This is a genomic window from Exiguobacterium sp. s122 (genome assembly GCF_018618475.1).
In the GTDB taxonomy this organism is placed as follows: Bacteria; Bacillota; Bacilli; order Exiguobacteriales; family Exiguobacteriaceae; genus Exiguobacterium; species Exiguobacterium himgiriensis.
In genome coordinates this window covers 1,727,165-1,749,248 of sequence record NZ_JACSMD010000001.1, presented here as the reverse complement: position 1 = coordinate 1,749,248, position 22,084 = coordinate 1,727,165, and the positions used below count along the sequence as shown (strand labels likewise).

The 22,084-nt window shown below is 49.7% G+C and carries 25 protein-coding genes; 18 read left to right on the top strand and 7 right to left on the bottom strand.

Annotation, left to right across the window (positions count from 1 at the left end; all coding sequences use genetic code 11):
* The first annotated feature begins 174 nt into the window (after positions 1-174).
* The 3 genes from spxA to KNP92_RS09035 all read left to right on the top strand — a co-directional run bounded on the left by spxA (position 175) and on the right by KNP92_RS09035 (position 2,708).
* A complete protein-coding gene (spxA, locus tag KNP92_RS09045) occupies positions 175-573 on the top strand; it encodes a transcriptional regulator SpxA (protein ID WP_015881217.1) in 399 nt (132 codons plus the stop codon).
* Between the two features lie 180 nt (positions 574-753).
* A complete protein-coding gene (mecA, locus tag KNP92_RS09040) occupies positions 754-1,410 on the top strand; it encodes an adaptor protein MecA (protein WP_214839631.1) in 657 nt (218 codons plus the stop codon).
* Between the two features lie 62 nt (positions 1,411-1,472).
* Positions 1,473-2,708: a DUF2254 domain-containing protein gene (locus tag KNP92_RS09035; protein WP_214839629.1), complete on the top strand. Its 1,236-nt coding sequence runs from the start codon at positions 1,473-1,475 to the stop codon at positions 2,706-2,708.
* Positions 2,709-2,733: 25 nt separating this feature from the next.
* Here the strand turns inward: KNP92_RS09035 and KNP92_RS09030 are convergent, their stop codons facing one another.
* Positions 2,734-3,456, bottom strand: a complete 723-nt coding sequence (locus KNP92_RS09030; protein WP_214839622.1) for an SDR family NAD(P)-dependent oxidoreductase — start codon at positions 3,454-3,456, stop codon at positions 2,734-2,736.
* Positions 3,457-3,539: 83 nt separating this feature from the next.
* On the opposite strand from KNP92_RS09030, the gene cls reads away from it, so the two are divergent.
* The 3 genes from cls to pepF are packed head-to-tail and all read left to right on the top strand — an operon-like array spanning position 3,540 to position 7,945.
* Entirely contained in the window at positions 3,540-5,051 is a 1,512-nt protein-coding gene (gene cls / locus KNP92_RS09025; RefSeq protein WP_214839620.1) for a cardiolipin synthase, read from the top strand.
* A gap of 12 nt (positions 5,052-5,063) precedes the next feature.
* Positions 5,064-6,125: a competence protein CoiA gene (locus KNP92_RS09020; protein ID WP_214839618.1), complete on the top strand. Its 1,062-nt coding sequence runs from the start codon at positions 5,064-5,066 to the stop codon at positions 6,123-6,125.
* Positions 6,126-6,142: 17 nt separating this feature from the next.
* The gene (pepF, locus tag KNP92_RS09015; RefSeq protein ID WP_214839616.1) at positions 6,143-7,945 is read left to right on the top strand and encodes an oligoendopeptidase F; all 1,803 of its coding nucleotides are present in this window, start codon (positions 6,143-6,145) and stop codon (positions 7,943-7,945) included.
* Positions 7,946-8,167: 222 nt separating this feature from the next.
* Here pepF and KNP92_RS15790 read toward each other — a convergent pair whose 3' ends face one another.
* Together KNP92_RS15790 and KNP92_RS09005 are read right to left on the bottom strand one after the other, a co-directional pair.
* Positions 8,168-8,692, bottom strand: coding sequence for a DsbA family protein (locus KNP92_RS15790; protein WP_285801075.1), 525 nt, complete (start codon positions 8,690-8,692; stop codon positions 8,168-8,170).
* Between the two features lie 334 nt (positions 8,693-9,026).
* Entirely contained in the window at positions 9,027-9,623 is a 597-nt protein-coding gene (locus tag KNP92_RS09005; RefSeq protein ID WP_251136438.1) for a CYTH domain-containing protein, read from the bottom strand.
* Positions 9,624-9,716: 93 nt separating this feature from the next.
* On the opposite strand from KNP92_RS09005, the gene yjbM reads away from it, so the two are divergent.
* The 3 genes from yjbM to KNP92_RS08990 are packed head-to-tail and all read left to right on the top strand — an operon-like array spanning position 9,717 to position 12,044.
* Entirely contained in the window at positions 9,717-10,361 is a 645-nt protein-coding gene (gene yjbM / locus KNP92_RS09000) for a GTP diphosphokinase (RefSeq protein ID WP_214839612.1), read from the top strand.
* 12 nt (positions 10,362-10,373) lie between these two features.
* Complete coding sequence (locus KNP92_RS08995; RefSeq protein ID WP_214839610.1) at positions 10,374-11,171, top strand: NAD kinase; 798 nt, start codon at positions 10,374-10,376, stop codon at positions 11,169-11,171.
* Between the two features lie 3 nt (positions 11,172-11,174).
* Positions 11,175-12,044 (top strand): RluA family pseudouridine synthase, encoded by an 870-nt coding sequence (locus KNP92_RS08990; RefSeq protein ID WP_214839608.1) that lies wholly within the window; start codon positions 11,175-11,177, stop codon positions 12,042-12,044.
* A gap of 37 nt (positions 12,045-12,081) precedes the next feature.
* Here KNP92_RS08990 and KNP92_RS08985 read toward each other — a convergent pair whose 3' ends face one another.
* Positions 12,082-13,248 carry an FtsW/RodA/SpoVE family cell cycle protein gene (locus KNP92_RS08985; protein WP_214839606.1) on the bottom strand — a complete coding sequence of 389 codons (1,167 nt, stop codon included), beginning with the start codon at positions 13,246-13,248 and terminating at the stop codon, positions 12,082-12,084.
* Between the two features lie 148 nt (positions 13,249-13,396).
* On the opposite strand from KNP92_RS08985, the gene fabI reads away from it, so the two are divergent.
* Both fabI and KNP92_RS08975 read left to right on the top strand, forming a co-directional pair.
* Entirely contained in the window at positions 13,397-14,170 is a 774-nt protein-coding gene (gene fabI, locus KNP92_RS08980; protein ID WP_214839604.1) for an enoyl-ACP reductase FabI, read from the top strand.
* An 84-nt stretch (positions 14,171-14,254) separates the two neighbouring features.
* Complete coding sequence (locus tag KNP92_RS08975) at positions 14,255-14,443, top strand: hypothetical protein (RefSeq protein WP_214839602.1); 189 nt, start codon at positions 14,255-14,257, stop codon at positions 14,441-14,443.
* Positions 14,444-14,445: 2 nt separating this feature from the next.
* Here the strand turns inward: KNP92_RS08975 and KNP92_RS08970 are convergent, their stop codons facing one another.
* Complete coding sequence (locus KNP92_RS08970; RefSeq protein WP_214839600.1) at positions 14,446-14,955, bottom strand: YjcG family protein; 510 nt, start codon at positions 14,953-14,955, stop codon at positions 14,446-14,448.
* Between the two features lie 176 nt (positions 14,956-15,131).
* Here KNP92_RS08970 and KNP92_RS08965 point away from each other — a divergent pair, with 176 nt between their 5' ends.
* From KNP92_RS08965 to KNP92_RS08935, 7 genes are all read left to right on the top strand, one after another.
* Entirely contained in the window at positions 15,132-15,677 is a 546-nt protein-coding gene (locus KNP92_RS08965) for a phosphatidylglycerophosphatase A family protein (RefSeq protein WP_214839598.1), read from the top strand.
* Positions 15,677-16,264 carry a phosphatase PAP2 family protein gene (locus KNP92_RS08960; RefSeq protein ID WP_214839596.1) on the top strand — a complete coding sequence of 196 codons (588 nt, stop codon included), beginning with the start codon at positions 15,677-15,679 and terminating at the stop codon, positions 16,262-16,264. The genes KNP92_RS08965 and KNP92_RS08960 overlap by 1 nt, the downstream gene beginning before the upstream one ends.
* Positions 16,261-16,785, top strand: a complete 525-nt coding sequence (locus KNP92_RS08955; RefSeq protein ID WP_214839594.1) for a hypothetical protein — start codon at positions 16,261-16,263, stop codon at positions 16,783-16,785. The genes KNP92_RS08960 and KNP92_RS08955 overlap by 4 nt, the downstream gene beginning before the upstream one ends.
* Position 16,786: 1 nt before the next feature.
* A complete protein-coding gene (locus tag KNP92_RS08950) occupies positions 16,787-16,981 on the top strand; it encodes a hypothetical protein (protein WP_214839592.1) in 195 nt (64 codons plus the stop codon).
* Between the two features lie 147 nt (positions 16,982-17,128).
* Positions 17,129-19,147: a BglG family transcription antiterminator gene (locus KNP92_RS08945; RefSeq protein WP_214839590.1), complete on the top strand. Its 2,019-nt coding sequence runs from the start codon at positions 17,129-17,131 to the stop codon at positions 19,145-19,147.
* A 3-nt stretch (positions 19,148-19,150) separates the two neighbouring features.
* The gene (locus KNP92_RS08940; protein WP_034809562.1) at positions 19,151-19,417 is read left to right on the top strand and encodes a PTS sugar transporter subunit IIB; all 267 of its coding nucleotides are present in this window, start codon (positions 19,151-19,153) and stop codon (positions 19,415-19,417) included.
* Between the two features lie 34 nt (positions 19,418-19,451).
* Complete coding sequence (locus KNP92_RS08935; protein ID WP_214839588.1) at positions 19,452-20,714, top strand: PTS ascorbate transporter subunit IIC; 1,263 nt, start codon at positions 19,452-19,454, stop codon at positions 20,712-20,714.
* Positions 20,715-20,758: 44 nt separating this feature from the next.
* Here KNP92_RS08935 and KNP92_RS08930 read toward each other — a convergent pair whose 3' ends face one another.
* Both KNP92_RS08930 and KNP92_RS08925 read right to left on the bottom strand, forming a co-directional pair.
* Positions 20,759-21,046, bottom strand: coding sequence for an FHA domain-containing protein (locus KNP92_RS08930; RefSeq protein WP_214839586.1), 288 nt, complete (start codon positions 21,044-21,046; stop codon positions 20,759-20,761).
* Between the two features lie 272 nt (positions 21,047-21,318).
* Positions 21,319-22,050, bottom strand: coding sequence for a hypothetical protein (locus tag KNP92_RS08925; protein ID WP_214839584.1), 732 nt, complete (start codon positions 22,048-22,050; stop codon positions 21,319-21,321).
* Between the last annotated feature and the right edge of the window lie 34 nt (positions 22,051-22,084).

Sequence of the window (22,084 nt, the reverse complement as noted above, 5' to 3'; positions counted from 1 at the left end):
GATCAAGGTCGCATCTTTTTCATAGATGCGTCCTCTTTTCTTACCTCAATGAGAAAGAATATCATTGATGTTTTAATAAATAAGAATTATTATAATTAAGTGAACGCATTTTTGGGTATACAGATAGAGTCACTTGAAAAAGATGAACGAACATTTGATCAGGGAGGAACGAACATGGTCACACTTTATACGTCTCCGAGCTGCACATCGTGCCGTAAAGCGCGAGCTTGGCTCGAAGAGCACGATATTCCCTTCACAGAACGGAATATATTTTCAGAGCCGCTCTCACTTAACGAGATTAAACAAATTTTACGTATGACAGAAGACGGGACCGATGAAATCATTTCGACTCGTTCAAAAGTTTTCTCTAAAATTGACGTATCGGTCGACGCGTTGTCACTCCAGCAACTTTATGATTTGATTCAAGAGTATCCTGGCCTCTTGCGCCGTCCGATTTTAATTGACGAAAAACGTTTGCAAGTCGGGTATAACGAAGATGAAATTCGTCGCTTCTTGCCGCGCAAGGTCCGGACATTCCAACTTCAAGAGGCCCAACGTCTCGTCAACGAGTGAGGAAGCATGCTGTCTAAGCAGTGTGCTTTTTATTATCCCGTTTTTCCTATAAAATAAAGATAACAACCCCATCATCATAAGATTGACACCTTAAAAAAAGGGTACTATTATTACAAGACATTTTCCCCTCTCCTCCTTGAGGTTCGAATTAGGAGTGAGGTGAGAAGGGAGTGGACAACCGTGAAAATTGAGCGCATCAATGAGAATACCGTCAAATTTTTCATTACCTATGTTGACATCGAGAAACGCGGTTTCGCCCGGGATGAAATTTGGTACAATCGTGAACGCGGTGAACAGTTATTCTGGCAAATGATGGACGAGGCACATGAACGAGAAGATATCTCGTTTGATGGTCCCCTATGGATACAAGTACAAGCGTTTGAAAAAGGTCTCGAGGTGACCGTTACGATTGCGAAGAATGTAATTGATTCCGAAGACGATTCGGAACTCGGTTCGCTCCTTCGCTCAGCTATCGACGATGCCCGAGATCAACAATCCGTCCTTGATCAATTGAGTGAACTCGACGAGCTTGACGCAGAGACGGAGACGTGGGCTCCACTTGCGATGGAAACGGATGATTTTGAATCGATAATTGCCCTCAGTAAGCGAGCGGGCGACACGCTTCATAACCTTCCGTTAAAACTATTCCATTACGACAACCGTTACTATTTGTGGATTGACTTCCCGGATGAGATGGAGCCGGAAGAAGAAGAGAACGCCTTGAGCTTACTTGCTGAGTATTTGTCGTTTAGCACGCAAACGCTCGCGATGCTAGAAGAGTATGGCAAACTCATCCTTGATGGCGACGTCTTTGGTAAAATTCGTCACTATTTTTAATTTAAAATCGCCTGTTCATACGGACAGGTGATTTTTTAATATACATATGAAGAGGTGACGAGATGGTCAAACGAATTCAATTGGCGTTAGCAGACAGCGCTTGGTTTATTCCATTCTTATATGGCTTTGGCGGTGTCTTGTTGACGCTTTTAACGCAATACTTCGGTGGCTTCTTCCGTGAAATTTTACCGGAAGTCCTGTACTTAGAGAAAGATTCGGCGGCGACGGTCCTATCTTCGTCGTTCACGAGCTTGATGACGATGATGACGTTCAGTTTTTCAACGATTCTCGTCGTCCTTACGACGTATTCTTCACAATTCTCACCACGGACGGTGAATAACTTCTTGACGAACGCTGCAGCGAAACACACGCTCGGCTTGTTCATCATGACGACCGTATACGGGATCTCGAACTTATTTTTGATTCGCACAGCTGATGACGATGCGGTGCTCGCCTCAGGCGTTAGCGTCCTTCTTGTCATCGGCTCGATTTGGGCGTTCGTCAAGTTCATTCAAACGATTAGTGTCTCCATCCAAGCAGAACGTCTCTTATCGGCATTGCATCGTGAAGCACTCTCCGTTATTAAGGGGCAACAAGACGCGCTTGAAGACAGTGAAGTCAACATCGTACCAAAACGCCCGGTTCACCCGTTTGAAGGTCATGCGGTTCATGCTGTGCGTACCGGGTATGTTCAACTGTTCGCGCATGAGAAGCAAGAGGCGACATCTTGTCATTTCGAGTCGGTCGTATCCGTCGGGGACTTTGTCGCGAAAGGAGACCTGCTCGGCTATTGGAGTGAGAAGGTGGACGAGGAGGTCGAACTGTTTCAAATCGGGGAAGTACGATCGTCGATTCAAGATCCGGCCTTTGCGATTGAGAAGTTAAGTGAAATCGCATTAAAAGGGATTTCCCCGGGAATCAACGATCCGAATACCGCTATCCATGCCATCCACTATATCGGGGACATTTTACGTGAACTTAGTCAAATCCCGGAAGGGGACTTCGTGTTTTCAAACGGAACATCGGATTGGCACGTCAAACGGAAAAGCCTGGAGGTGACGTTATTTGAGGCGTTCGCTCCAATCAAAACGTATGCAAGTCACGATATTTTCGTCATCGGAGCGGTGTTAGAGGCGATTCGGATCGCACGGCTTGAGGCACACCCTTCATCGTTTGAAGCTTATGAGAACATCCTTCGCTATTTCGAGGACGTCATCGCATGGGACGATTTGCATGAACGGGAACGAGCTTATTTAGAAAATAAATTGTTGCAGGCGAAAAAAATAAAGCCAATATAAAAGCGACCCATCTCGGTCGCTTTTTTTACGATAAGCTATAGCCGCCGTCAATCGTGATCGCTTGCCCGTTCACGTAACTTGACAAGTCCGATAGGAAGAACGTAATGACCGGGGCGACTTCCTCGGGTTTGGCAGCATTCCCTCGGAAATGATGGGTCATTGCATCGTGAAACTTCGCCTCACCCCCGTATAGCTTGTGGCTGAGCGGTGTATCGACAGGTCCGAAGCAAACGGCGTTGAAACGGACTTTTCCTTTCATGCGGTGGGCGAACGTTTTCGTCAAGGCAATCAATGCCGCCTTCGATGCGGCGTAGGGACCCAGCATCGGTGGGAACTTGACGTGTCCAACGATTGCGGCGTTATTGACGACGCTTGCCCCGTTCGTTAGCAAAGGGACAGCCCGTTGAATCAAACGATTCGTTGCGACGACGTTTAGCTCGAACACCTCGTCGAACGCTGACGAGGGCAGGCGCTCCGGTGTACCGGGCCGTCCGAACGTGGCAGCATTATTAAATAGCCCGTCTAACGAGACGTCTCTCGCTTTTAGGGAATCCATCATCGCCTCGAGCTCGTCGTCTTTCGAAAGGTCACACTTCAAAAACGTGATGCGCGCTGAAACGGATTCAATCTCCGCACCGCGCTCCTCGTCTCGCCCGACGCCATACACGTCATGCCCTTCTTCTGCTAACCGTAGCGCGACAGCCCGCCCGATACCGCTCGTTGCCCCTGTAATGAGAAATGTACCCATAATTGATTCGCTCCCCTCTAAATACTGGCGTTACGTTGTATAATTAATGATAATACATGACAGAAACGGGGTCAGGTTATAATATGTTGCGACGCATACAAGTACTTTTATCCCTTATTTTGCTCGCAGGACTCATTGCGGTATTATCGTATTACTGGAGCTCACAAGTGATCGGCCTTTTCTCAATCCTCGTCTTCTTGACGACGTTCAGCATCTTGCTCGTCATTTTGCTCGAGAACCGAAATCCACAACGGACGCTCATTTGGGCAATCGTGATGATTGGTTTTCCGGTCGTCGGTTTGTTCGCATATTTTGTGTTCGGTCAGAACTATCGCCGCAAACGCATGTTTAAAGAGAAGGCGATGCTCGATGAAGAGACGTACCTCGCGTACCGCCAAAAGGCCATGACGCTCTCTCCGTCGCTCATGTTTACGCATGACGACTATGAAAAGCTCATGCATTTGACGTCATCGCTCAACCAATTACCGGTCTCGTCTAATACGTACACGCAAATCTTAACGAACGGACAAGAGAAGTTTTCAAAATTGTTGCCGGCACTGCGTGGTGCGACGCGGCATATCCATTTAGAGTATTACATTTTCCGGGAAGATCGCATTTCTCGGGAAATTCAACGCATTTTAATGGATAAGGCGCGGGCCGGTGTTGAAGTACGGTTCTTGTACGATGCGGTCGGCTCGATTCATACGAGCGGGACCTTCTTTGAAGAAATGCGACAGGCAGGCGTGCACGTTCAAGCGTTCTTCCCGGTCGTTTTGCCCCTCGTCTCGAGCAAGACAAACTACCGAAATCATCGTAAAATTGTCGTCATCGATGGCACAGAAGCGTTCACCGGTGGCTTGAATGTCGGAGATGAATATTTAGGTGAACATATGAAGTTCGGCTTTTGGCGAGATACGCACCTTTATGTCAGAGGAGAAGGGGTCTCGGAACTTCAGCTCATCTTTCTCCAGGACTGGTACTACATGACGGGGGAACGGCTATTCACGCCGTTTTATCTTGAACCGCTCGAGACGGTCCGTAGCGCAAGCGGCGGCGTTCAAATTGTGGCGAGCGGACCAGATGAACCGTACGAGACGATGAAGTCGATTTATTTTGCCTTAATCAACGCGGCGAAGAAATCAGTCTATATCTCGTCGCCATATCTCATTCCGGACGAAGACATCATGAGTGCGCTGAAGACGGCGTCGCTCTCTGGAATCGATGTCCGCATCGTTTTGCCGAGTTATCCTGACCATAAAATCGTCTTTTATGCGAGCCGCTCTTATTTTGAAGAGCTCCTTAGTGCGGGCGTAAAAATCTATTTGTATGAAGATGGGTTCATGCATTCGAAAGTGATTGTCGTCGATGACGGACTTGCGACGATTGGGACGGCAAATATGGACTTCCGCAGTTTTCACTTAAATTTCGAAGTGAACGCACTTCTTTACAATACAAACTCCGTGCATCAGCTGAAGCAAGATCTATACAAAGACTTTGAAGGCTCACATGAGTTGGACTTGACCGAGTTCTCGAAACGTCCATTTCTCATCAAGTTAGTCGAGTCGTTAGCTCGAATGTTCTCACCACTATTATGAGGGGGAAACGTTATGCGATTTGCAATCGGTCGGACAGGGGACGTTGTCGATACCCGTTCTCTAAACCGGGTGCAACTCGAGGCGTTTGCCCCTTTTTCATGCCCGGCTTGTCATGAGCTGGTCCTTTTGAAGGAAGGGATGAAACGCAGACTCCACTTCGCGCATCGCCATGCGTGTGGACGCGGTGAGTCGACGGGGCATCAACGGGATAAATGGGATGTCAGGCAATGGCTTCAAACACGCGGGTTTCACGTCGATCAAGAAGTCATGTTCGATGGACGAAGGGCGGACCTGATCGCGTCAAATGGGGAGTCGGTACATGTCATCGAGATTCAAGCCTCGCCGCTCGATGTGGAGACGTATCACGAACGGACCGCCCATTATGAAGCGTTAGGTCTCACGGTCGTCTGGTTACCGAGTGGGATGCGTCCAGATCCTAGACCACGGTTCACTCCGTGGATGCGTGCCGAGTTGGCGAGGTGTCACGCCTTATTCATTCCTATGAACGGTTCACTGTATCGTTTTGTCGGCTTTCCAATTTCGCTCCGGTACGGGCAAGGCCGATGGGTGAAAGTGGACGACTTGACGGTCTCGCCGTTCGAGGCGTTTTATCGCTTCGACGCCCATGCATGGTGTCAACTCGTGCGTCGTCGCCGTATGACTCCGCCTTACCCGACGAAAGACTACCGGCGTCTCGTATTGAATCGCTTATATCCGCTCGGGGTGTTGCCGTCACTGTTGCCGACGATGTGTTATTTGCCAATGCCAGTGCTTTGGGGATTGCACATTCATCCGTTCGACTTCCAAGTCGTGTTGTATTTAAATCGCCGCATGCATCCAGCGGATTCAATCGCGTGGAGTGTCGTGAAGACGTGTCGCCAGTTCGGAGTGACCGCGACGAGCGACTTTGTCCAAGCTTTTGAAGTACAATGGAAACAACTCTTGAACGTCTTTGACGTTCCAATTGAAGCGCAGCTCTGGTCGGTCCCGAAGACGCTTGAGGTGTCCCTTCGGTATGATCGTCGAATGTTTCAAGGGTTTCAGCGATTCATGGCGAAATCGTATATAAACTGAGAAAAGGAAGTGGACATATGTCAGACGTACTTACACGACAACAAGTTCCGATTGAGGAAACATGGAGTCTCGAATCCATCTATGCCGATGATCAAGCATGGGAAGCTGATTTCGAGGCGCTTAAAGGAAACGTGCCGAACTTGATGGCATACAGAGGCAAGCTTGGAGAGGATGCGGATACGTTATTCGCTGCGCTTAGCTTACGTGACGAACTGTCGCGCCAACTTCATAAACTATATACATACGCTCACATGCGCTACGACGAAGACACGGCGAACAGTCATTACCAAGCGTTGAATGATCGCGCAGGGTCACTCGCCTCCCAAGTGTCGGCGCAACTTGCTTTCATGACACCTGAGCTTCTCGCAATCGAGGAGAGCCGAATCGAATCGTTCATGACGCAACATGAGGGGCTCACGGTTTATCGTCACGCTTTCGACGAATTATCAAAAGAGCGGCCGCACGTATTGACAGAGGCGGAAGAAGCGCTTCTCGCCCAAGCTGGGGACGTGCTCGGTCAATCGAGTTCGACGTTCGGGATGTTAAACAACGCCGATCTCAAGTTCCCGAAAGTGAAGAACGAAAAAGGGGAAGAGGTTGAACTCACGCACGGCCGCTATATCACGTTCCTCGAGTCGAGCAACCGAGACGTCCGGGAGACGGCGTTCAAAACGATGTACGGGACGTACAAACAATATTTGAACACGTTCGCCTCAACGCTCTCAGGGAGCGTGAAAAAAGATAACTTCTATGCGACGGTACGTAAGTTTGAAAGTGCCCGTCAGGCAGCCCTTCATCACAACGCAATCCCTGAGACGGTGTATGATGGTCTCGTCGAAGCCGTGAACGAACGGCTCGATTTGCTCCATCGCTACGTGGCACTCCGGAAACGTGCGCTCGGCGTCGATGAGCTGCATATGTATGACTTGTATACACCGCTCGTCCAAGATGTCGAGATGAACATCTCATACGAAGAAGCGAAGCAAGTGATGGTCGATGGGCTCGCGCCACTAGGCGACGAATACGTTCAAATCGTGAAAGATGGGCTTGATTCGCGTTGGGTCGACGTGCGTGAGACGCGCGGGAAACGTAGCGGTGCCTATTCGTCGGGCGCATACGATACGCAACCGTTCATCTTGATGAACTGGCAAGACAACGTCAACAACTTGTTCACACTCGCCCATGAGTTCGGCCATTCGGTCCACAGCCACTATACACGCACTTCTCAACCCTATCCGTACGGCGATTATTCGATTTTCGTCGCGGAAGTGGCATCGACGACGAACGAGGCACTCTTGAACGATCATTTGTTGAAAACACGGACGGATCGGGCAGAGCGGCTCTACCTTCTTAACAACCAGCTCGAGACGTTCCGCGGGACTTTGTTCCGGCAGACGATGTTCGCCGAGTTCGAACATATGATTCACCGGGCGGCCCAAGACGGTATCTCGCTCACGCCTGAATATTTGAATGAAACATACTTGGAGTTGAACAAGCGTTACTTCGGAGAAGACATCGTCATCGATGAAGAGATTGCTTACGAATGGGCCCGTATCCCACACTTCTATTACAACTATTACGTCTATCAGTATGCGACAGGGATCTCGGCGTCGGCCGCGTTGTCGCAACAAATCATGGAAGAAGGGGAGCCGGCAGTCCGTCGTTATATCGACCGCTTCTTAAAAGCGGGATCGAGTGATTATCCGATTGAAGTGTTGAAAGCGGCAGGCGTCGACATGACGACGAAAGCGCCGGTTCTCGCTGCACTTGATCAATTCGAAGCCGTCCTCGATGAGATGGAGTCGCTCCTGTTCGCATAATCGTCACGACGCGTGAACATTATGTGACGGTATGCACAAACGACTTGTCAACGGTCGGAGGGCTCGGTATATTATAAGTGTGAAATCAATCACAAACCCCTTTATTGACCGTAAACTTTCTCCCATCTCGATCCCTTCCCCGGGGGTCGAGCCCGGCGTCTCTTGTCCCCGCTTGAGACGTCAAAAGCCCACGGCTCCCCGGCCGTGGGCTTTTTCTTATCCTTATTTTTTTGTCGCCCATGCTTCGCCACTGCATCCTGGTACGGGACGGCAACGTTGCTGGAGCGAAAGTTTTTTCAGTTCTCGTTCGATGATCGGCTTGTCTAGTTCGAGAATGAACGCGAGCTCGGTGATGGTTGACGCATCATAATGGCTGAGCACTTTCTCGATCGTCCAATCCGTCTCTCGATTCGGCACGTAGCCGAGTAACTCGGCCATGACCGCTTGATAGACATCATACGGATAGACGCCTTCAATTTTGAGCGCCTCGTCGCGTGTAACGAACGTCAAGGCTGGTAATGACTCGATCTCCCAATCTTTCAAAATTTGATGATCGACGGCGAGAGCGCTGAGCAGTTGGTTGGACTGAATATCAGCCGCCAATTCGTCGAGGTCGAGTCCATAACAGCTGAACGACCGCGCGATTTCCCAAAGTTCTGTCTCGTGCGTTTCGTTATTCAAAAAGATGTCGTTGATATGCAGATGACGTAAAAACCGCATTGCATGACGCTTCCCTTGCAATTCCATAGCCTTAATCATCGTGAGAAGGCGAACCTCTTCTTGACATCCGCCAACACAACTCGGAACAGTCGAGACCATTCGAAAACGGATTACATGACCGTATTCGAGCTCGAGCTTTTTAATGAGGGTCATCACGTGAAGACCGTCTGGGTCCGATATGTCCACAAAATAGAATAACTCTAATGGTTTATATGTGACTTGAATAGGAGTTTCTTCCAGTGAACAGGATGACTCATTACATTGTTCTAGTTCCATTGTGTCGCCTCCTCTCGTAAACAAAAATCATTTAGTTCGTATGCTCATTGTAGCAACGAAAAAAAAAGGTTGGCAACGTATCTGCTCAACCTTCACTCCGGCTCATTTTTTCTTCCATGAATCGGACGATTTTATTTTTAGCGGGACGAAGTGGGATGTCGTGTCCAGCTAACAGTTGTTCGAAGGCACGGCGACCGGCGATTTCGTCAGTCACTTCAAATTCGATTTCATAATCCTGTTTCTCCAAATAATGACTTTCATCCAGAACGAGAAGGCCGTCTGGCGTCATTTTTTCAGCCCGACGCGTCTCGAGACGACCGAGGTGTTCGAGTGGCCCGGTCAAGTTGAAAGAGGCGAGAGCGGCAAGCATTTGCTCATCACGGACGATCCCATATTTGAACAAGTTCTCGGCTTCCTCTTCAGTAATGACTGCATGCGTTTCAAGCAAGCCGACCTCATGAGGTTGTTTCAACGTCAACACTTGTCCTTTTTTCGTTTCACGAATGCGTAACGCGGCACCATGTTTTTTGAGCTCGAACGATGCCGTGTCGAAGTAATCGTTCGCTTGCCACTTGATGTGATCGGCGAGTTGGTATTCGCTGAGAAGCGTTTCGTATTCGTCTTTCGTCAACATCGATTTAAATTCAATTTCCACTTCTTGGGTCATAAGTTGTCGCTCCATTCTATGAACAATTGTTGGTTTATGATACCATACTATCGGATACATACGGAAAAAAGCACGAATTTCCGAAATGAACGAAAGTGGTGACAGCCTATGCAACCGATGGATTGGGATCAATTTTTAGTGCCTTACCAAATCGCAGTCGAAGAATTGAAAGTGAAATTCAAAGCGATTCGGAAGCAGTACAATTCACAAAATGACCATTCTCCGATTGAGTTCGTGACGGGACGGGTCAAGCCGATGGGAAGCATTCTCGAGAAGGCGAAGCGAAAGCAGATCGCCTATGAAAACTTGGCGACAGAGATGCAGGATATCGCAGGGCTTCGAATCATGTGTCAGTTCGTCGATGACATCGTCCATGTCCTCGAACTGCTCCATCATCGGACCGATTTTAAAATCGTCGAGGAACGAAACTACATCACCCATCAAAAAGACTCCGGCTACCGCTCTTACCATATCATCATCGAGTACCCGGTGCAGACGATTCACGGTGAATTTCCGACACTCGTCGAAGTGCAAGTGCGAACGCTCGCCATGAACTTCTGGGCGACGATTGAGCACTCGCTCAACTATAAATACGATGGCGACATGCCAAAAGAAGTCCAAGAACGTTTGCGCCGGGCGGCCGAGGCGGCCTTCTTGCTCGATGCCGAGATGAGTCAGCTCCGCGTCGAGATTCAAGACGCGCAGCAAGTGTTCCGCGACAAAGAATTGAACGTCCAGACGGACCAAGACTAGGGGGCAGGGAGAATGCAGTTTGCGATTGTGTCAAGGGGAGATGCGCGGTCCGCAGAGATCGCACGGGAGTTGACGGACAAGTTGACGAAAGCTGACCATACCGAGTCCATCGCGCCGCGCATCGTCGTATCGGTCGGGGGCGACGGGACGATGCTTCAAGCGTTTCATGAATATAGCGACCGACTCAACGACGTATTGCTAGTCGGGATTCATACGGGGCACCTCGGATTTTATGCGGACTGGCAACCGGACGAGCTTGACGAATTGACGGATATGATCACGAGTGAGGCGTTCGAGCCGGTATCGTATCCACTCGTCGAGGTGCTCATCGATTATGAGGACGGTACGACAGAGCGACATTTGGCCATGAACGAATGTACCATTAAAAACTACAAGCGTACGCTCGTCTGTGACTTGTCGATTCGCGACGATTACTTTGAGACGTTCCGCGGGGATGGACTCTGTATCTCGACCCCGTCCGGGTCGACGGCCTACAATAAGGCGCTCGGGGGGGCGATTGTCCATCCGTCGATTGAAGCGATTCAAGTGGCTGAGATGGCGTCGATTAACAACCTCGTCTATCGGACGATCGGATCGCCGCTCTTATTGCCAAAACATCATCAAGTAAAAATCGAACCGCATACGAAAACGGAATTCGAGCTTGCATTTGACCATCAAGAGGCGGGGTCATGGTCAAACGTCCGCTCACTCCGCTGTGCGGTCGCAAAAGAAAAAGTGACGTTCGCACGTTTTCGTCCGTTCCCATTTTGGAGACGGGTGCGTGAATCGTTTATCGAGGAAGGGAAGTAACCGATGTATGGATTGACGTTACGTCGCGTCGTGGGGCACAACACCCTGCTTCGCGATTTTTTAATGACAGACTGCGGCATCTCACGGAAGATGCTGGCACACGTGAAGCAAGCGGGACGCATCCTCGTGAACGGCGAGCCCAAAACCGTCCGCCACGACGTTTCGGTCGGCGACGAAGTGACGATTCATTTCCCAGCCGAGCTCCCGGCCGAGACGATGGTTCGCTCAAACCGTCCGCTGACCGTCTTGTATGAGGATGAGTGGGTGCTCGCCGTCGATAAGCCGGCTGGAATTGCGACGATTCCATCACGGCTTCATCCGACCGATACGCTCGCGAACGCCGTCCTCGGTTATTATCAGGCGATTCAGCTCGATTCGGCGATTCACGTCATCAATCGGCTAGACCGGGACACGAGTGGGGTCGTCTTGTTTGCGAAGTATGCTTACGTCCACCATCGTTTTAGCGAGTTGCAGAAACAAGGGGGACTGACTCGGACTTATATGGCGCTCGTCGAAGGCCATGTGGAACCGCAGACGATTGACGCGCCAATCGGAAGGGCGGAACATTCCATTATGGAACGAATCATCACACCAGACGGACAGCGGGCGGTGACGCACGTCCGGCAGGCCGCCTCGTATGGGGATGTGTCCGCCTTGACGATTCAGCTCGAGACGGGACGCACGCATCAAATCCGTGTCCACTTGCGTCATCTCGGTCACCCACTCATCGGGGACACGATGTATGGGGGCGACACGCGACTCCCACGGCACGCGCTGCACAGTCTCGATGCCACGTTCCGTCATCCGCTGACGGACGAACAGCTCTCGATTACGGCTCCGATACCGGAGGACTTCCACCAGTTCCTTACGTAAAAACAGCCCCGGCGCATCGAGCGTCCGGGGCTGTTTGTCAATCATCATCAAACATATACGTTTTGGATTTCGAAGCAACGTTCATGACAAGACCGATTGCGACCATGTTCATGATGATTCCGGTTCCACCGTAACTAATGAACGGCAACGTGAGTCCGGTGATCGGTAACACCCCGATTGTCATTCCGATGTTTTGGAAGATTTGGAAGGTGAACATGGCGATGACGGCGGTGACGATGTAACTGCCAAATGGGCTACTCGCCTCAAGGGCGATATGGATCATGCGATACAAGAACAAGAAGAAGACGATAATCACGATAGCGGCCCCGATAAAACCGTAATGCTCAGCGATGACGGCGAAGATAAAGTCGGTCTGTGATTCCGGCAAGAACACGAGTCCTTGACCGTATCCGGCGCCAAACATTTGTCCAGAACCGATCGCTTGAAGAGATTTGATGAGCTGGAACGCCAAATCGTCCGAATACTCGTACGGATAAATCCATGCCTGGAAACGGTTGAGCGCGTGTCCAGGGAAGATTTTTTGCAACACTTCGAAATGGAAGAAGAATAGATACATAAAACCACCGATGGTTGCGGCCGCTGCACTAAATAGGCCGAGTAGCCATTTCCAACCGATTCCGGAGACGATGATGATCGCACCGAGCATCGTAATCAAAACAAGACCCGTCCCTAAGTCTGGTTGCGTCACGATAAGTCCAAGTGGCGGTAAGGCAACGAGAACGAGCTTTATGAGCAACCACGTGTCTTGTTGTGACGAACCATAGCGTTTGTTGTGGTCATAAACGAGTGTCGCCATCGAGATGAGAAGAAACAGCTTCATAAACTCAGCCGGCTGAAAACTAAATCCGGGAACGTTATACCAACCGTATGCGCCGTTGATGTTTGGAACGAGCGTCGTGTCACGTAACGGAATGAGTCCGGCAAGAAGTAAGAGACCAAAGGAATAGAGATACCAGTGGATTTTGCGAAGTTGTTCATATTCAATGGTCATGATGGCGAACATGGCGACAAATCCGATCACGTAGCGAATACCTTGCTCTAACGCAAAGTTGATATGTTGAAGTCGTGTTGGCAACATCGGTTGAGCCGTGTAGATGGCTCCGAGGCTAATCACCATCAATAAGAAGACGATGGTCAACAGCGTCGTGTCTAAACTTTTTAAATAAGATTGAATACGGTTCATAAGGAGTCCTGTCACCCTTTCTATACGTATTTTATCTTACATTAACTAAAAAAAAGCGCAATACGTTCTGAGTCGGTTGACAAAACAGACACCGTTCTGTAATCTAATAACAGATATTATCACCAGGTACTAAAAAGGGGAGTTTACAATGTCAATCTATCCAACGTTAACGAACAAGACCTACGTCGTCATGGGGATCGCCAACAAACGTTCAATCGCCTGGGCGATTGCCAAAACGCTAGACGAAGCTGGAGCGAAGCTCGTGCTCACATATGCGGCGGAACGGTTCAAGTCAGGACTCGAGTCGCTCGCATCAGAACTTAAAGGAGACGCGCTTCTTCTTGAGTGTGATGTGACGAATGATGAAGCGATTGACACGACGTTCCGAACGATCCACGAACAAGCGGGCGAGATTCAAGGAATCGCACACTCGATCGCTTTCGCCGACAAAGAGGCACTTCGTGGCGAATTTTCTGAAATGACGCGTGGTCAGTTCGCGCAAGCGCTCGACATTTCGGCCTACAGCTTGACGGCGGTCGTCAAAGCAGCGAAACCTTATTTCGCAGCAGACGCATCGGTCATCACGCTCACGTACCTCGGTGGCGAACGCGTCGTACCGAACTACAACTTGATGGGTGTCGCAAAAGCAGCCCTCGACTCGAGCGTCACATACTTGGCGAACGAATACGGTCCACAAGGTGTTCGCGTCAATGCGATTTCAGCTGGTCCGATTCGTACACTCTCGGCAAAAGGCGTAGGCGACTTTAACAGCATCTTGTCTGAACTCGAGCAAAAAGCACCACTTCGTCGTAACGTCTCGGCAGAAGAAGTAGCATCGACTGCGTTGTTCCTCTTGTCTAGCATGGGAAGTGGCGTCACAGGAGAAGTCATTCACGTCGACAGCGGCTACCATATTTTATAAGTTTGGGAAAGGGCGCGATTATGCGTCCTTTTTTGTATTATTGTGAAACGGTTTCGGGTAAGGACTTGTGAGGGAGGGGAAGTCATGGGTCCTTATCAGATTGATTTCACAGTCGTCCAATATGGTAATCGCCAAGTCCAACCAACTGAACGGGCAAACATCGAACCGGTGACTCGCATCAAGCGGGTCCAACGGATTCGGCCGCGGCAAGAAGAATGGTTAGAAGCCGAACAACAAAAAAGCCCCGGTCGTCTGATTGACCGGAGCGTCTAATATTAACCGCGGAACCGGAACGTCTCATAGACGTTCCACGTTTCGTTTTCAAGCTCATACATGACGGCCATCCGTGTGATCGTCTCTTCAAAATGCACTTGTTCCATCCGCATGCGTTCGAGCACGTCGAACAATTCGGCATCGGCTAAGTCTTGACCGATCGTGATGTGCGGAAGGAATTCATATTTTGGAGGCTGACTGAAGATGCCCTCATGTAATTTTTGTTGCAACGTCGACAGTTCGCGCGTCGGTAACACTTTTAAGTAAAGGACGTTATTCGTCGGTGCGAACGAGCGGACCCCGTCAATTTTCAATTGAATCGGTTTCGTTTCGTCGGCGATTTGTTGCAAGTATTCGAGCACTTTTGGCAAGTCGGACTCGGCCACTTCGGTACGCTCTTTAATCGTCACATGTGGCGAGATTAACGCGTATTTCGTATCGTAACGCTTTCGATACGAGTTGGCGAAGTCTTGTACTTGTTTTGATGGAAATAAGACTACCCCAATCTTCATTCCAGTTCCCCCTTTAATAGTGGTCTTCTCATTTATGATGAACGATTTACGGAGGGAAGTCAAAGCGGGCTTAGTCTTTTTTTCGATTTTTCAGTATAATGGAATGGAAGTACGATGAGGATACATGATGTCCTCGAGAGGAAAGGATGTGGAGCGGGACGAGCGCCCGCCTAATTATGAAAAATGTACCGCACTCACGAGATGTCCGCGAGGCCGCACGGGCCCGTTTAATTGAACGAGGCGTATCGATCGAATCGATCGGGGAAATCGTCTATCAAATGCAGGCGCCTTATTCGCCGCACTTAACGTTAAAGGATTGCATGGATTCGGTCGAGGCCGTGCTCGAGAAACGTGAACTGCAGCACGCCATCCTCGTCGGGTCTGAACTCGACATCTTGGCCGAGCGCGGTCAATTGTCGGAACCACTTTTGTCCATCGTCGCATCGGACGAAGGGTTGTTCGGAGTCGACGAGACGATTGCCATCGGGGCTGTGAACACGTACGGTTCGATTGCCGTCACGACGTTCGGTTACTTAGATAAAGCGAAGATCGGGATCATCAAGCAATTGGATACGAAGATGGATGACGGGCAAGTCCACACGTTCATGGACGACCTCGTCGGTGCTATCGCCGCGAACGCTTCAGGTCGCCTTGCGCACCGTTTGCGTGACATGACCGATTTTGGTGAAGAAGAAATGCGCGAACGAAAAGGATTGTATTGATGGATCGTCAAGCAAGATTGCTCCTCATCGCCGGGACGTTGGCCTATGCCCTCGTCTCGGTGATTGTCGTTTTAGGGGCCGCCGCACCGATGGATTCGTTCGTCTACGAGCTCGTGGCCCCGCTCGCCGGGTCGACGTTCGCCTATATCACAGAGCTCGGGAGCGTGCGCGTGTTAATCGGCCTCTCGTTCGTTGGGATGTTGTTCTGGTTGTGGCGTGGGCAGCGTGCCGAAGCGTTCCGATTACCGATTGTCGTCATCGGTACGCTCGTGTTGACGCAACTTTTAAAGCTTGTCTATGGGATTGAGCGACCGCTCATTGACGCCGCCCTAGACGCGACGACCTATAGTTTTCCGAGTGGGCACGCCTCGGGGTCGCTTGCCCTATACGGCTTAATCGCGTTTAGTTTGTATCGCTCACAACGTTCGCTCATCCTTGTCTCCTTGATGATGTTATTTGTTGTCATCGTCTCGTTCAGTCGAGTCATTTTAAATGTGCACTACTTTAGTGATGTCCTCGGAGGATGGCTCGTCGCACTTGTCGTCATCGTTATCTCCGAGTGGTGGATAAGGAGGAAAGAAACATGATACTGGTGACCGAAGTCGAGCAGTGGTTGTTCATGGACCAACTGACAGCCGATCAGGCAGCCGTGCCAACGATTTTAGTGGAGAAAGATCAGTCCGGGGCACGTTCGTTCACACCGATGCGGACGTTGTTCCAGTTGAAGAAATGGACAGCGGCCAAAGCGTTCATTCCGCTACTGTCATGCGACGAGGCTGCGTATAAGGCGTATGAGGTATTCCATGTCGACGCATTGCCGCCTTATGCCTTACTTCAAGGGGGGCGTGTGGTATTGAAGGCGAATCAGAAAGACACGGTTTATGAAGAGGCACTCGCGATGAGCGGGAAGACGACGGACGAAGACGTTCTTTCGTTTGCGCTTCAGTACATAGAAGAGATGCTCGACGAAGACATCGTCTTGGCGAGCGGCTTCGACTTGGCCGACGTCTCTCGAGTGCCGGACGACGTGTATGTCCCCGGGGACGCCGTCATGACCGGGCAGCGCTTATTTACCTGGGCCAATAAACAGATGGAAAGGGGAGGATGAGATGAATGAGTGGGAAGCGCACATTCAACGTCTGCTTGACGGTGACGTCGAGGAGGTGACGGTCCCGAAAGACGACTTTTTAACAGTCCGTTCTTTATTAGTGGAAAAAGGATGGTTGTTCCAAGTCGTTGGGGAAGCGAAACATGGCGGCGTGACGATTTATCGACGAAACGAACAAGCACAAACGACAGAATGATGATGGGAGCGAGGGGAGAGCCCTCGCTTTTTTCTGTCCATAGCGGTCAGACAGAATTTTTGGCTCGTCGGCCCGAAAACTATGTCGTAAACGCTTACATAAAGAAGTAATTTCTCTCGTATACTAAACGTGTAGGAGGCCTCTACTATGTTATTAAATGAAAAAAGCAAACGGATTATCCAAGTTCTCATGCATGAAAACAATGTGACGTTACAATTACTCACTTTGATGTTGCCGTACTCAAAACGAACAATTGAATATGAATTGGAACGTATTCAGCAGTGGCTGAGCGATTGCAACTTGCCTCAGTTAGAGATGGAAGGGACATCGATTCGACTTCTCAACGATCCGCGCATTTACGAGGGGGTTGAACGGGCCGAGCTACTCTTTTCTGAAGATGAGCGCGAGTTGTTAATCATCTTTTACACGTTGACGACAGACGAGTTTTTGTCGAGCGTCCATTATCAACAACTACTCGATGTTTCAAAGTTCACGGTGCAAGAGAGTTTGAACGCCGTCAAGGCGAATGCCGCTCAGTTCGGTCTCGACTTTGCCTACACCCGCCGCACCGGTTATCATGTCAACGGACATCCGCAGACGATCGCCCTTTACTTGTATCGAGCAGTCGAACGTTTGGTCGAACTGTCGACGAAAGAGCGATTGATCAGTGCGATTATCGACACTTGGCAAACCGAGCACGACCGTCTAATCGAACAGATTGAGTCGTATGAACGGCTGCATCAATTCCGTTTCGTCGAAAGTCATCGCGAGAAGCTGACTTACTTTTTGTTGCTAGGCAGCCGACTTGCCCGTACGGAAGCGCACGATGAGGAAGATGTGATTCTGTTCGAGAACACGGATGAATCACTACGAGAACATTTTAATCAACTTTCTCATCTATGGGTCACGCTCGACATGCTCGTCAAGAGCGGGCCAAAAATGGAAGAAGAGATGGATGCGAACGTCCAGCAAAATCTGTCACTCGTCATGATGGAAGTCATCGAACGATTCGAGACGTTGAGTTGTACGTTCATCATCGAACGCGAGGCGTTATGTGAGAAGCTCGTCCTTCATTCAAAGGCAACGCTCCAGCGTGTATACACTGGGCTCGAGGCGCCTCGGGAACTCGAGCGCTATGTGATGAAAGAACATCAAGTCTTGAACGTACTCGTTGACAAGTCGCTCGAGCCCTTTCGAAAGCGAATCGACAAGGTGATTCCAAAACACGAAGTAATGTACTATACACTTCATTTCGCGGCACACCTCCATCGTCAAGGTCAGCACTTAGATGAAAAGATGAAGGCCATCGTTGTCTGTCCAAGTGGGGTGAGCGTCTCGCATATGCTCGATCATATTCTGAAAAACCAGTTTCCGGAGTTCGTCTTCTTGCCGCCGATTTCACAGCGCGACGTGGAGCGGTTCGCACCACTTGTCGATCTTGTCTTCACGACGGTGCCACTCCCACGGGACGTGCAACGAATTGCACACGTTATGCTCGTCCCGACGTTGCCGACACGCCTCGAGCAAGTCGCATTAAAGCGAGAAATCGGGAAGCGCTTTTTGCACAGCGTACCAGAAGTTCCGCTTCAACTCGATGAGGTGATGCACGTCATCGAGAAGTACGCGACGGTTACAAATGAACGGCAATTGAGACGAGAGCTGCGTGCGTTGCTTAATCCGAATCAAAACCCGATGAGATCAGAGGGGGAACAACCAGTGTTAAATGAATTGATTACGCAAGACAATGTACAGTTGATGGAACGTGTGAGTGATTGGAAAGAGGCGATTCGCCTTGCGGCCCGGCCACTTGAAGAGAACGCCTCGATTGAGACGCGTTATATTGAGACGATGATTGCCAACGTGGAACAGCATGGCCCATATGTCGTGTTGATGCCGGACGTGGCCATTCCACACGCTCGCCCCGAGGATGGGGTCCGCTCGCTCGGGATGAGCGTCTTGAAACTCACAGAACCGGTCGTTTTTCCGACCGACAAGCCTGTGCGGCTGTTCTTCGTCCTCGCGGCAATCGACCAAACGACGCATTTGAAGGCGTTAGCTCAGCTGACTGAGCTACTCGGGAACGAAGCGGATTTGAATCACGTGTTGGCTTCTAAAACAATTGAAGACATTTTACGAGTCGTTACAACCTATTCTGAGGAGGAATAAATCATGAAAAAGATTTTAGTAGTATGTGGAAACGGATTAGGGTCAAGTTTCATCATGGAATTGAACGTTAAGAAAGCGCTTGAACAGATGGGGAAAGAGGCAGAGGTCTCACATACGGACATCGCGACGGCGCGCACAGAGCCAGCTGACATTTATCTCGGCGCAAAAGACATCATTACGACGTTAGATGACGGGACACGGACAATCGTCGCGCTCGAGAACGTGATGGATATCGAACAAATCAAAGCCCACTTGAGCGATAAGCTGTAAGTAATCATTTCGGGACGGTAAGGGGGAACAACGTATGCTTGATTTGATAATGCGAGATATATTGGGAACACCAGCGATTTTAGTCGGGCTGTTTGCGCTAATCGGTCTCATGCTTCAAAAGAAAGATGTCGCTTCCGTCGTTTCAGGAACGTTGAAGACAATCATGGGATTCGTCATCATTGGTGCCGGTGCCGGTGTCATCATCGCCGCGCTTGACATCTTTGGCCGGATGTTCGATGAAGCATTCAGCATTCGCGGGGTTATCCCGAACAACGAGGCCATCGTCGCTGTCGCGCAAGACGCGTTTGGTGTCGAGACGGCGATGATCATGGTTTTCGGGATGATTATGAACATCATCTTGGCTCGTTTCACTCCGTTCAAGTATATTTTCTTAACGGGTCATCACACGCTCTTCATGGCGAGTTTGCTTGCTGCAATTCTCTCGGTTTCAGGACTTGAAGGTGTCATGCTCGTTGCAGTCGGTTCAGTATTGCTTGGTTTATGTATGGTGCTCTTCCCAGCACTTCTACAACCATTCGTCCGTCAAATCACGGGGTCGGACGACTTCGCGGTCGGACACTTCGGGTCGCTCGGGTATTTCGTTTCTGGGACAATCGGGAAGTACGCTGGGAACAAAGAACATTCAACGGAACAGATTAAAGTCCCAAAACAGCTCGGCTTTCTTCGTGATACTTCGGTCGCTGTCTCATTGACGATGACACTCTTATTCATCGTCGTTGCCTTGTTCGCTGGTCCGACATTCATTGAAAGTGAACTTTCGGACGGATCGAACTACATCGTCTTCTCGGTAATCCAAGCGATTACGTTTGCGGCGGGTGTTTATATCGTACTCGCAGGTGTCCGCATGTTGATCGCGGAAATCGTGCCTGCGTTCAAAGGGATTGCCGACAAGATGGTGCCAAACGCCAAACCGGCGCTTGACTGTCCGACGGTCTTCCCGTTCGCACCTAACGCCGTCATCATCGGTTTCTTGGCGAGTTTTACGGCCGGATTGATTGCGATGTTCTTCTTGCCTCTATTCGGGCTAGCGGTCATCGTCCCGGGTCTTGTGCCACACTTCTTCACTGGGGCAACAGCCGGCGTGTTCGGGAACGCGACCGGTGGAAGACGTGGTGCTTTGCTCGGCGCATTTGCAAACGGGTTATTGATTTCCTTTTTGCCAGCACTTTTGTTGCCGCTCCTCGGAAATCTCGGGTTCGAAAGTACGACGTTCGGCGACTCCGACTTCGCGCTCGTCGGGATCCTAATCAGCTGGTTCGTCTCGCTCTTCACCTAATTCGTATGAGAAAAGCCGTCCCTTTCAAGTGGGACGGCTTTTCGTTAGGCGTTCGAGGCCAATTTGATTTTTTGTCGTTTTAGTTTGTGTAACAGCCAAGCGTGAAGCACGTCACACGAATGATGAGGAAGGGTCAGTTCCACGAGCGGGTTTGACTGACCAAATATAGTGAAGCGCGAATGGTCCTCGTCGAGCATCGAGACTTGAATGTCGGTCGCTTCCTGAAGCGAAATCCGTTGCTCGCCGGCAATGGCATCTTTTAATTTCAGCATTTTTCCATTCGTCGCAAACTTGGTGAACGAAGAAATTCCCTGTACTTTCAGTTGTTCCATATCGTGCATCTATCCATCTGCGTGATGAATAGATTTCACCTCGCTTTCTCTATATTGCCTTCGATTCCTCGAGAAGGTTATTCCTAGTATAACGCCCTATCCCAAAAAGAAAAGAGTCAATTTAACGAAAAATTTAGACAATTTGTTATCGAAATTTAAAAATAGTATTTTGAGCCTGTCCTAGAGCGCTTTATTAAGAAAAATAAATGCGCAACATAACAAAAAAGAACCAAATGGAGTCAGGTTCTTTTCGCTTTAGTACATGAATGACCTTAAAACCGCTCGATTTCCCACGTGCGGCGTCGATACGTCAATTGGCCTTTCAACGCGATCGATTCTTTTTTCGCATCGAAGTCTTCCTCTAACACCGACATGTCCTCGTAACGACCTGCCACGTAAAACGAGATGGTAATGTAGCGATTAAACAAGCTCCGTTTCGTATGGTCGAAGTCGATAATCAACCCTTGTGGGGCTAACGTCAGTAACTCTTCGATAACAGGGAGCGGAATCGGGACAAAACTGATGTTTCGAATGTCACGGTCGAGCTTGCTCTGCAACACGCTTTGTAAGAAACGATTGATCGAGGCCCAATCTCTTATGTATAGGCTACTGTGTCGATCGTTTGCTTCATTGAAGAAGGCGATTTCATTTTGAATCGAATGGAGAAACGGACCTTTCAATCCGCGTTCCATATGACTTAAAAACAGAATTTCGGCAATTTCGTGATCCGACAACGATTCAAGGACGTGATAGTCCGGAAAGTCGATGGCGGTAAACGTCGTTTGATTGTTCAAGTATTTCGTTGAGAACGTCGCGAGTTCGTGCGCCTCGATGTAACGGAAGTGCGTACGCGTTGATTGGCGCATGCCTTTGACGTCCGTCCGGCAGATAATCATTGGGCGGGCGAGCGAGAGCGCCTCGGTGACATCGCTCAATGTGACCCCATGTAACGTAAAACGTTGTAATTCTCGGTCTTGTTTAATGTAAAACAACTGTTTTGACATGTTTATCCCCTCAGTTCGAAGTCGCTTTCTTTAA

Excerpts from the sequence above, each read along its gene's own strand:
- spxA (WP_015881217.1), top strand. The coding sequence starts at position 175 with ATGGTCACACTTTATACGTCTCCGAGCTGCACATCGTGCCGTAAAGCG.
- KNP92_RS09035 (WP_214839629.1), top strand. The coding sequence starts at position 1,473 with ATGGTCAAACGAATTCAATTGGCGTTAGCAGACAGCGCTTGGTTTATT.
- KNP92_RS09030 (WP_214839622.1), bottom strand. The coding sequence starts at position 3,456 with ATGGGTACATTTCTCATTACAGGGGCAACGAGCGGTATCGGGCGGGCT.
- cls (WP_214839620.1), top strand. The coding sequence starts at position 3,540 with ATGTTGCGACGCATACAAGTACTTTTATCCCTTATTTTGCTCGCAGGA.
- KNP92_RS09020 (WP_214839618.1), top strand. The coding sequence starts at position 5,064 with ATGCGATTTGCAATCGGTCGGACAGGGGACGTTGTCGATACCCGTTCT.
- pepF (WP_214839616.1), top strand. The coding sequence starts at position 6,143 with ATGTCAGACGTACTTACACGACAACAAGTTCCGATTGAGGAAACATGG.
- KNP92_RS15790 (WP_285801075.1), bottom strand. The coding sequence starts at position 8,692 with ATGGAATTGCAAGGGAAGCGTCATGCAATGCGGTTTTTACGTCATCTG.
- KNP92_RS09005 (WP_251136438.1), bottom strand. The coding sequence starts at position 9,623 with ATGGAGCGACAACTTATGACCCAAGAAGTGGAAATTGAATTTAAATCG.
- yjbM (WP_214839612.1), top strand. The coding sequence starts at position 9,717 with ATGCAACCGATGGATTGGGATCAATTTTTAGTGCCTTACCAAATCGCA.
- KNP92_RS08995 (WP_214839610.1), top strand. The coding sequence starts at position 10,374 with ATGCAGTTTGCGATTGTGTCAAGGGGAGATGCGCGGTCCGCAGAGATC.
- KNP92_RS08990 (WP_214839608.1), top strand. The coding sequence starts at position 11,175 with ATGTATGGATTGACGTTACGTCGCGTCGTGGGGCACAACACCCTGCTT.
- KNP92_RS08985 (WP_214839606.1), bottom strand. The coding sequence starts at position 13,248 with ATGAACCGTATTCAATCTTATTTAAAAAGTTTAGACACGACGCTGTTG.
- fabI (WP_214839604.1), top strand. The coding sequence starts at position 13,397 with ATGTCAATCTATCCAACGTTAACGAACAAGACCTACGTCGTCATGGGG.
- KNP92_RS08975 (WP_214839602.1), top strand. The coding sequence starts at position 14,255 with ATGGGTCCTTATCAGATTGATTTCACAGTCGTCCAATATGGTAATCGC.
- KNP92_RS08970 (WP_214839600.1), bottom strand. The coding sequence starts at position 14,955 with ATGAAGATTGGGGTAGTCTTATTTCCATCAAAACAAGTACAAGACTTC.
- KNP92_RS08965 (WP_214839598.1), top strand. The coding sequence starts at position 15,132 with ATGAAAAATGTACCGCACTCACGAGATGTCCGCGAGGCCGCACGGGCC.
- KNP92_RS08960 (WP_214839596.1), top strand. The coding sequence starts at position 15,677 with ATGGATCGTCAAGCAAGATTGCTCCTCATCGCCGGGACGTTGGCCTAT.
- KNP92_RS08955 (WP_214839594.1), top strand. The coding sequence starts at position 16,261 with ATGATACTGGTGACCGAAGTCGAGCAGTGGTTGTTCATGGACCAACTG.
- KNP92_RS08950 (WP_214839592.1), top strand. The coding sequence starts at position 16,787 with ATGAATGAGTGGGAAGCGCACATTCAACGTCTGCTTGACGGTGACGTC.
- KNP92_RS08945 (WP_214839590.1), top strand. The coding sequence starts at position 17,129 with ATGTTATTAAATGAAAAAAGCAAACGGATTATCCAAGTTCTCATGCAT.
- KNP92_RS08940 (WP_034809562.1), top strand. The coding sequence starts at position 19,151 with ATGAAAAAGATTTTAGTAGTATGTGGAAACGGATTAGGGTCAAGTTTC.
- KNP92_RS08935 (WP_214839588.1), top strand. The coding sequence starts at position 19,452 with ATGCTTGATTTGATAATGCGAGATATATTGGGAACACCAGCGATTTTA.
- KNP92_RS08930 (WP_214839586.1), bottom strand. The coding sequence starts at position 21,046 with ATGGAACAACTGAAAGTACAGGGAATTTCTTCGTTCACCAAGTTTGCG.
- KNP92_RS08925 (WP_214839584.1), bottom strand. The coding sequence starts at position 22,050 with ATGTCAAAACAGTTGTTTTACATTAAACAAGACCGAGAATTACAACGT.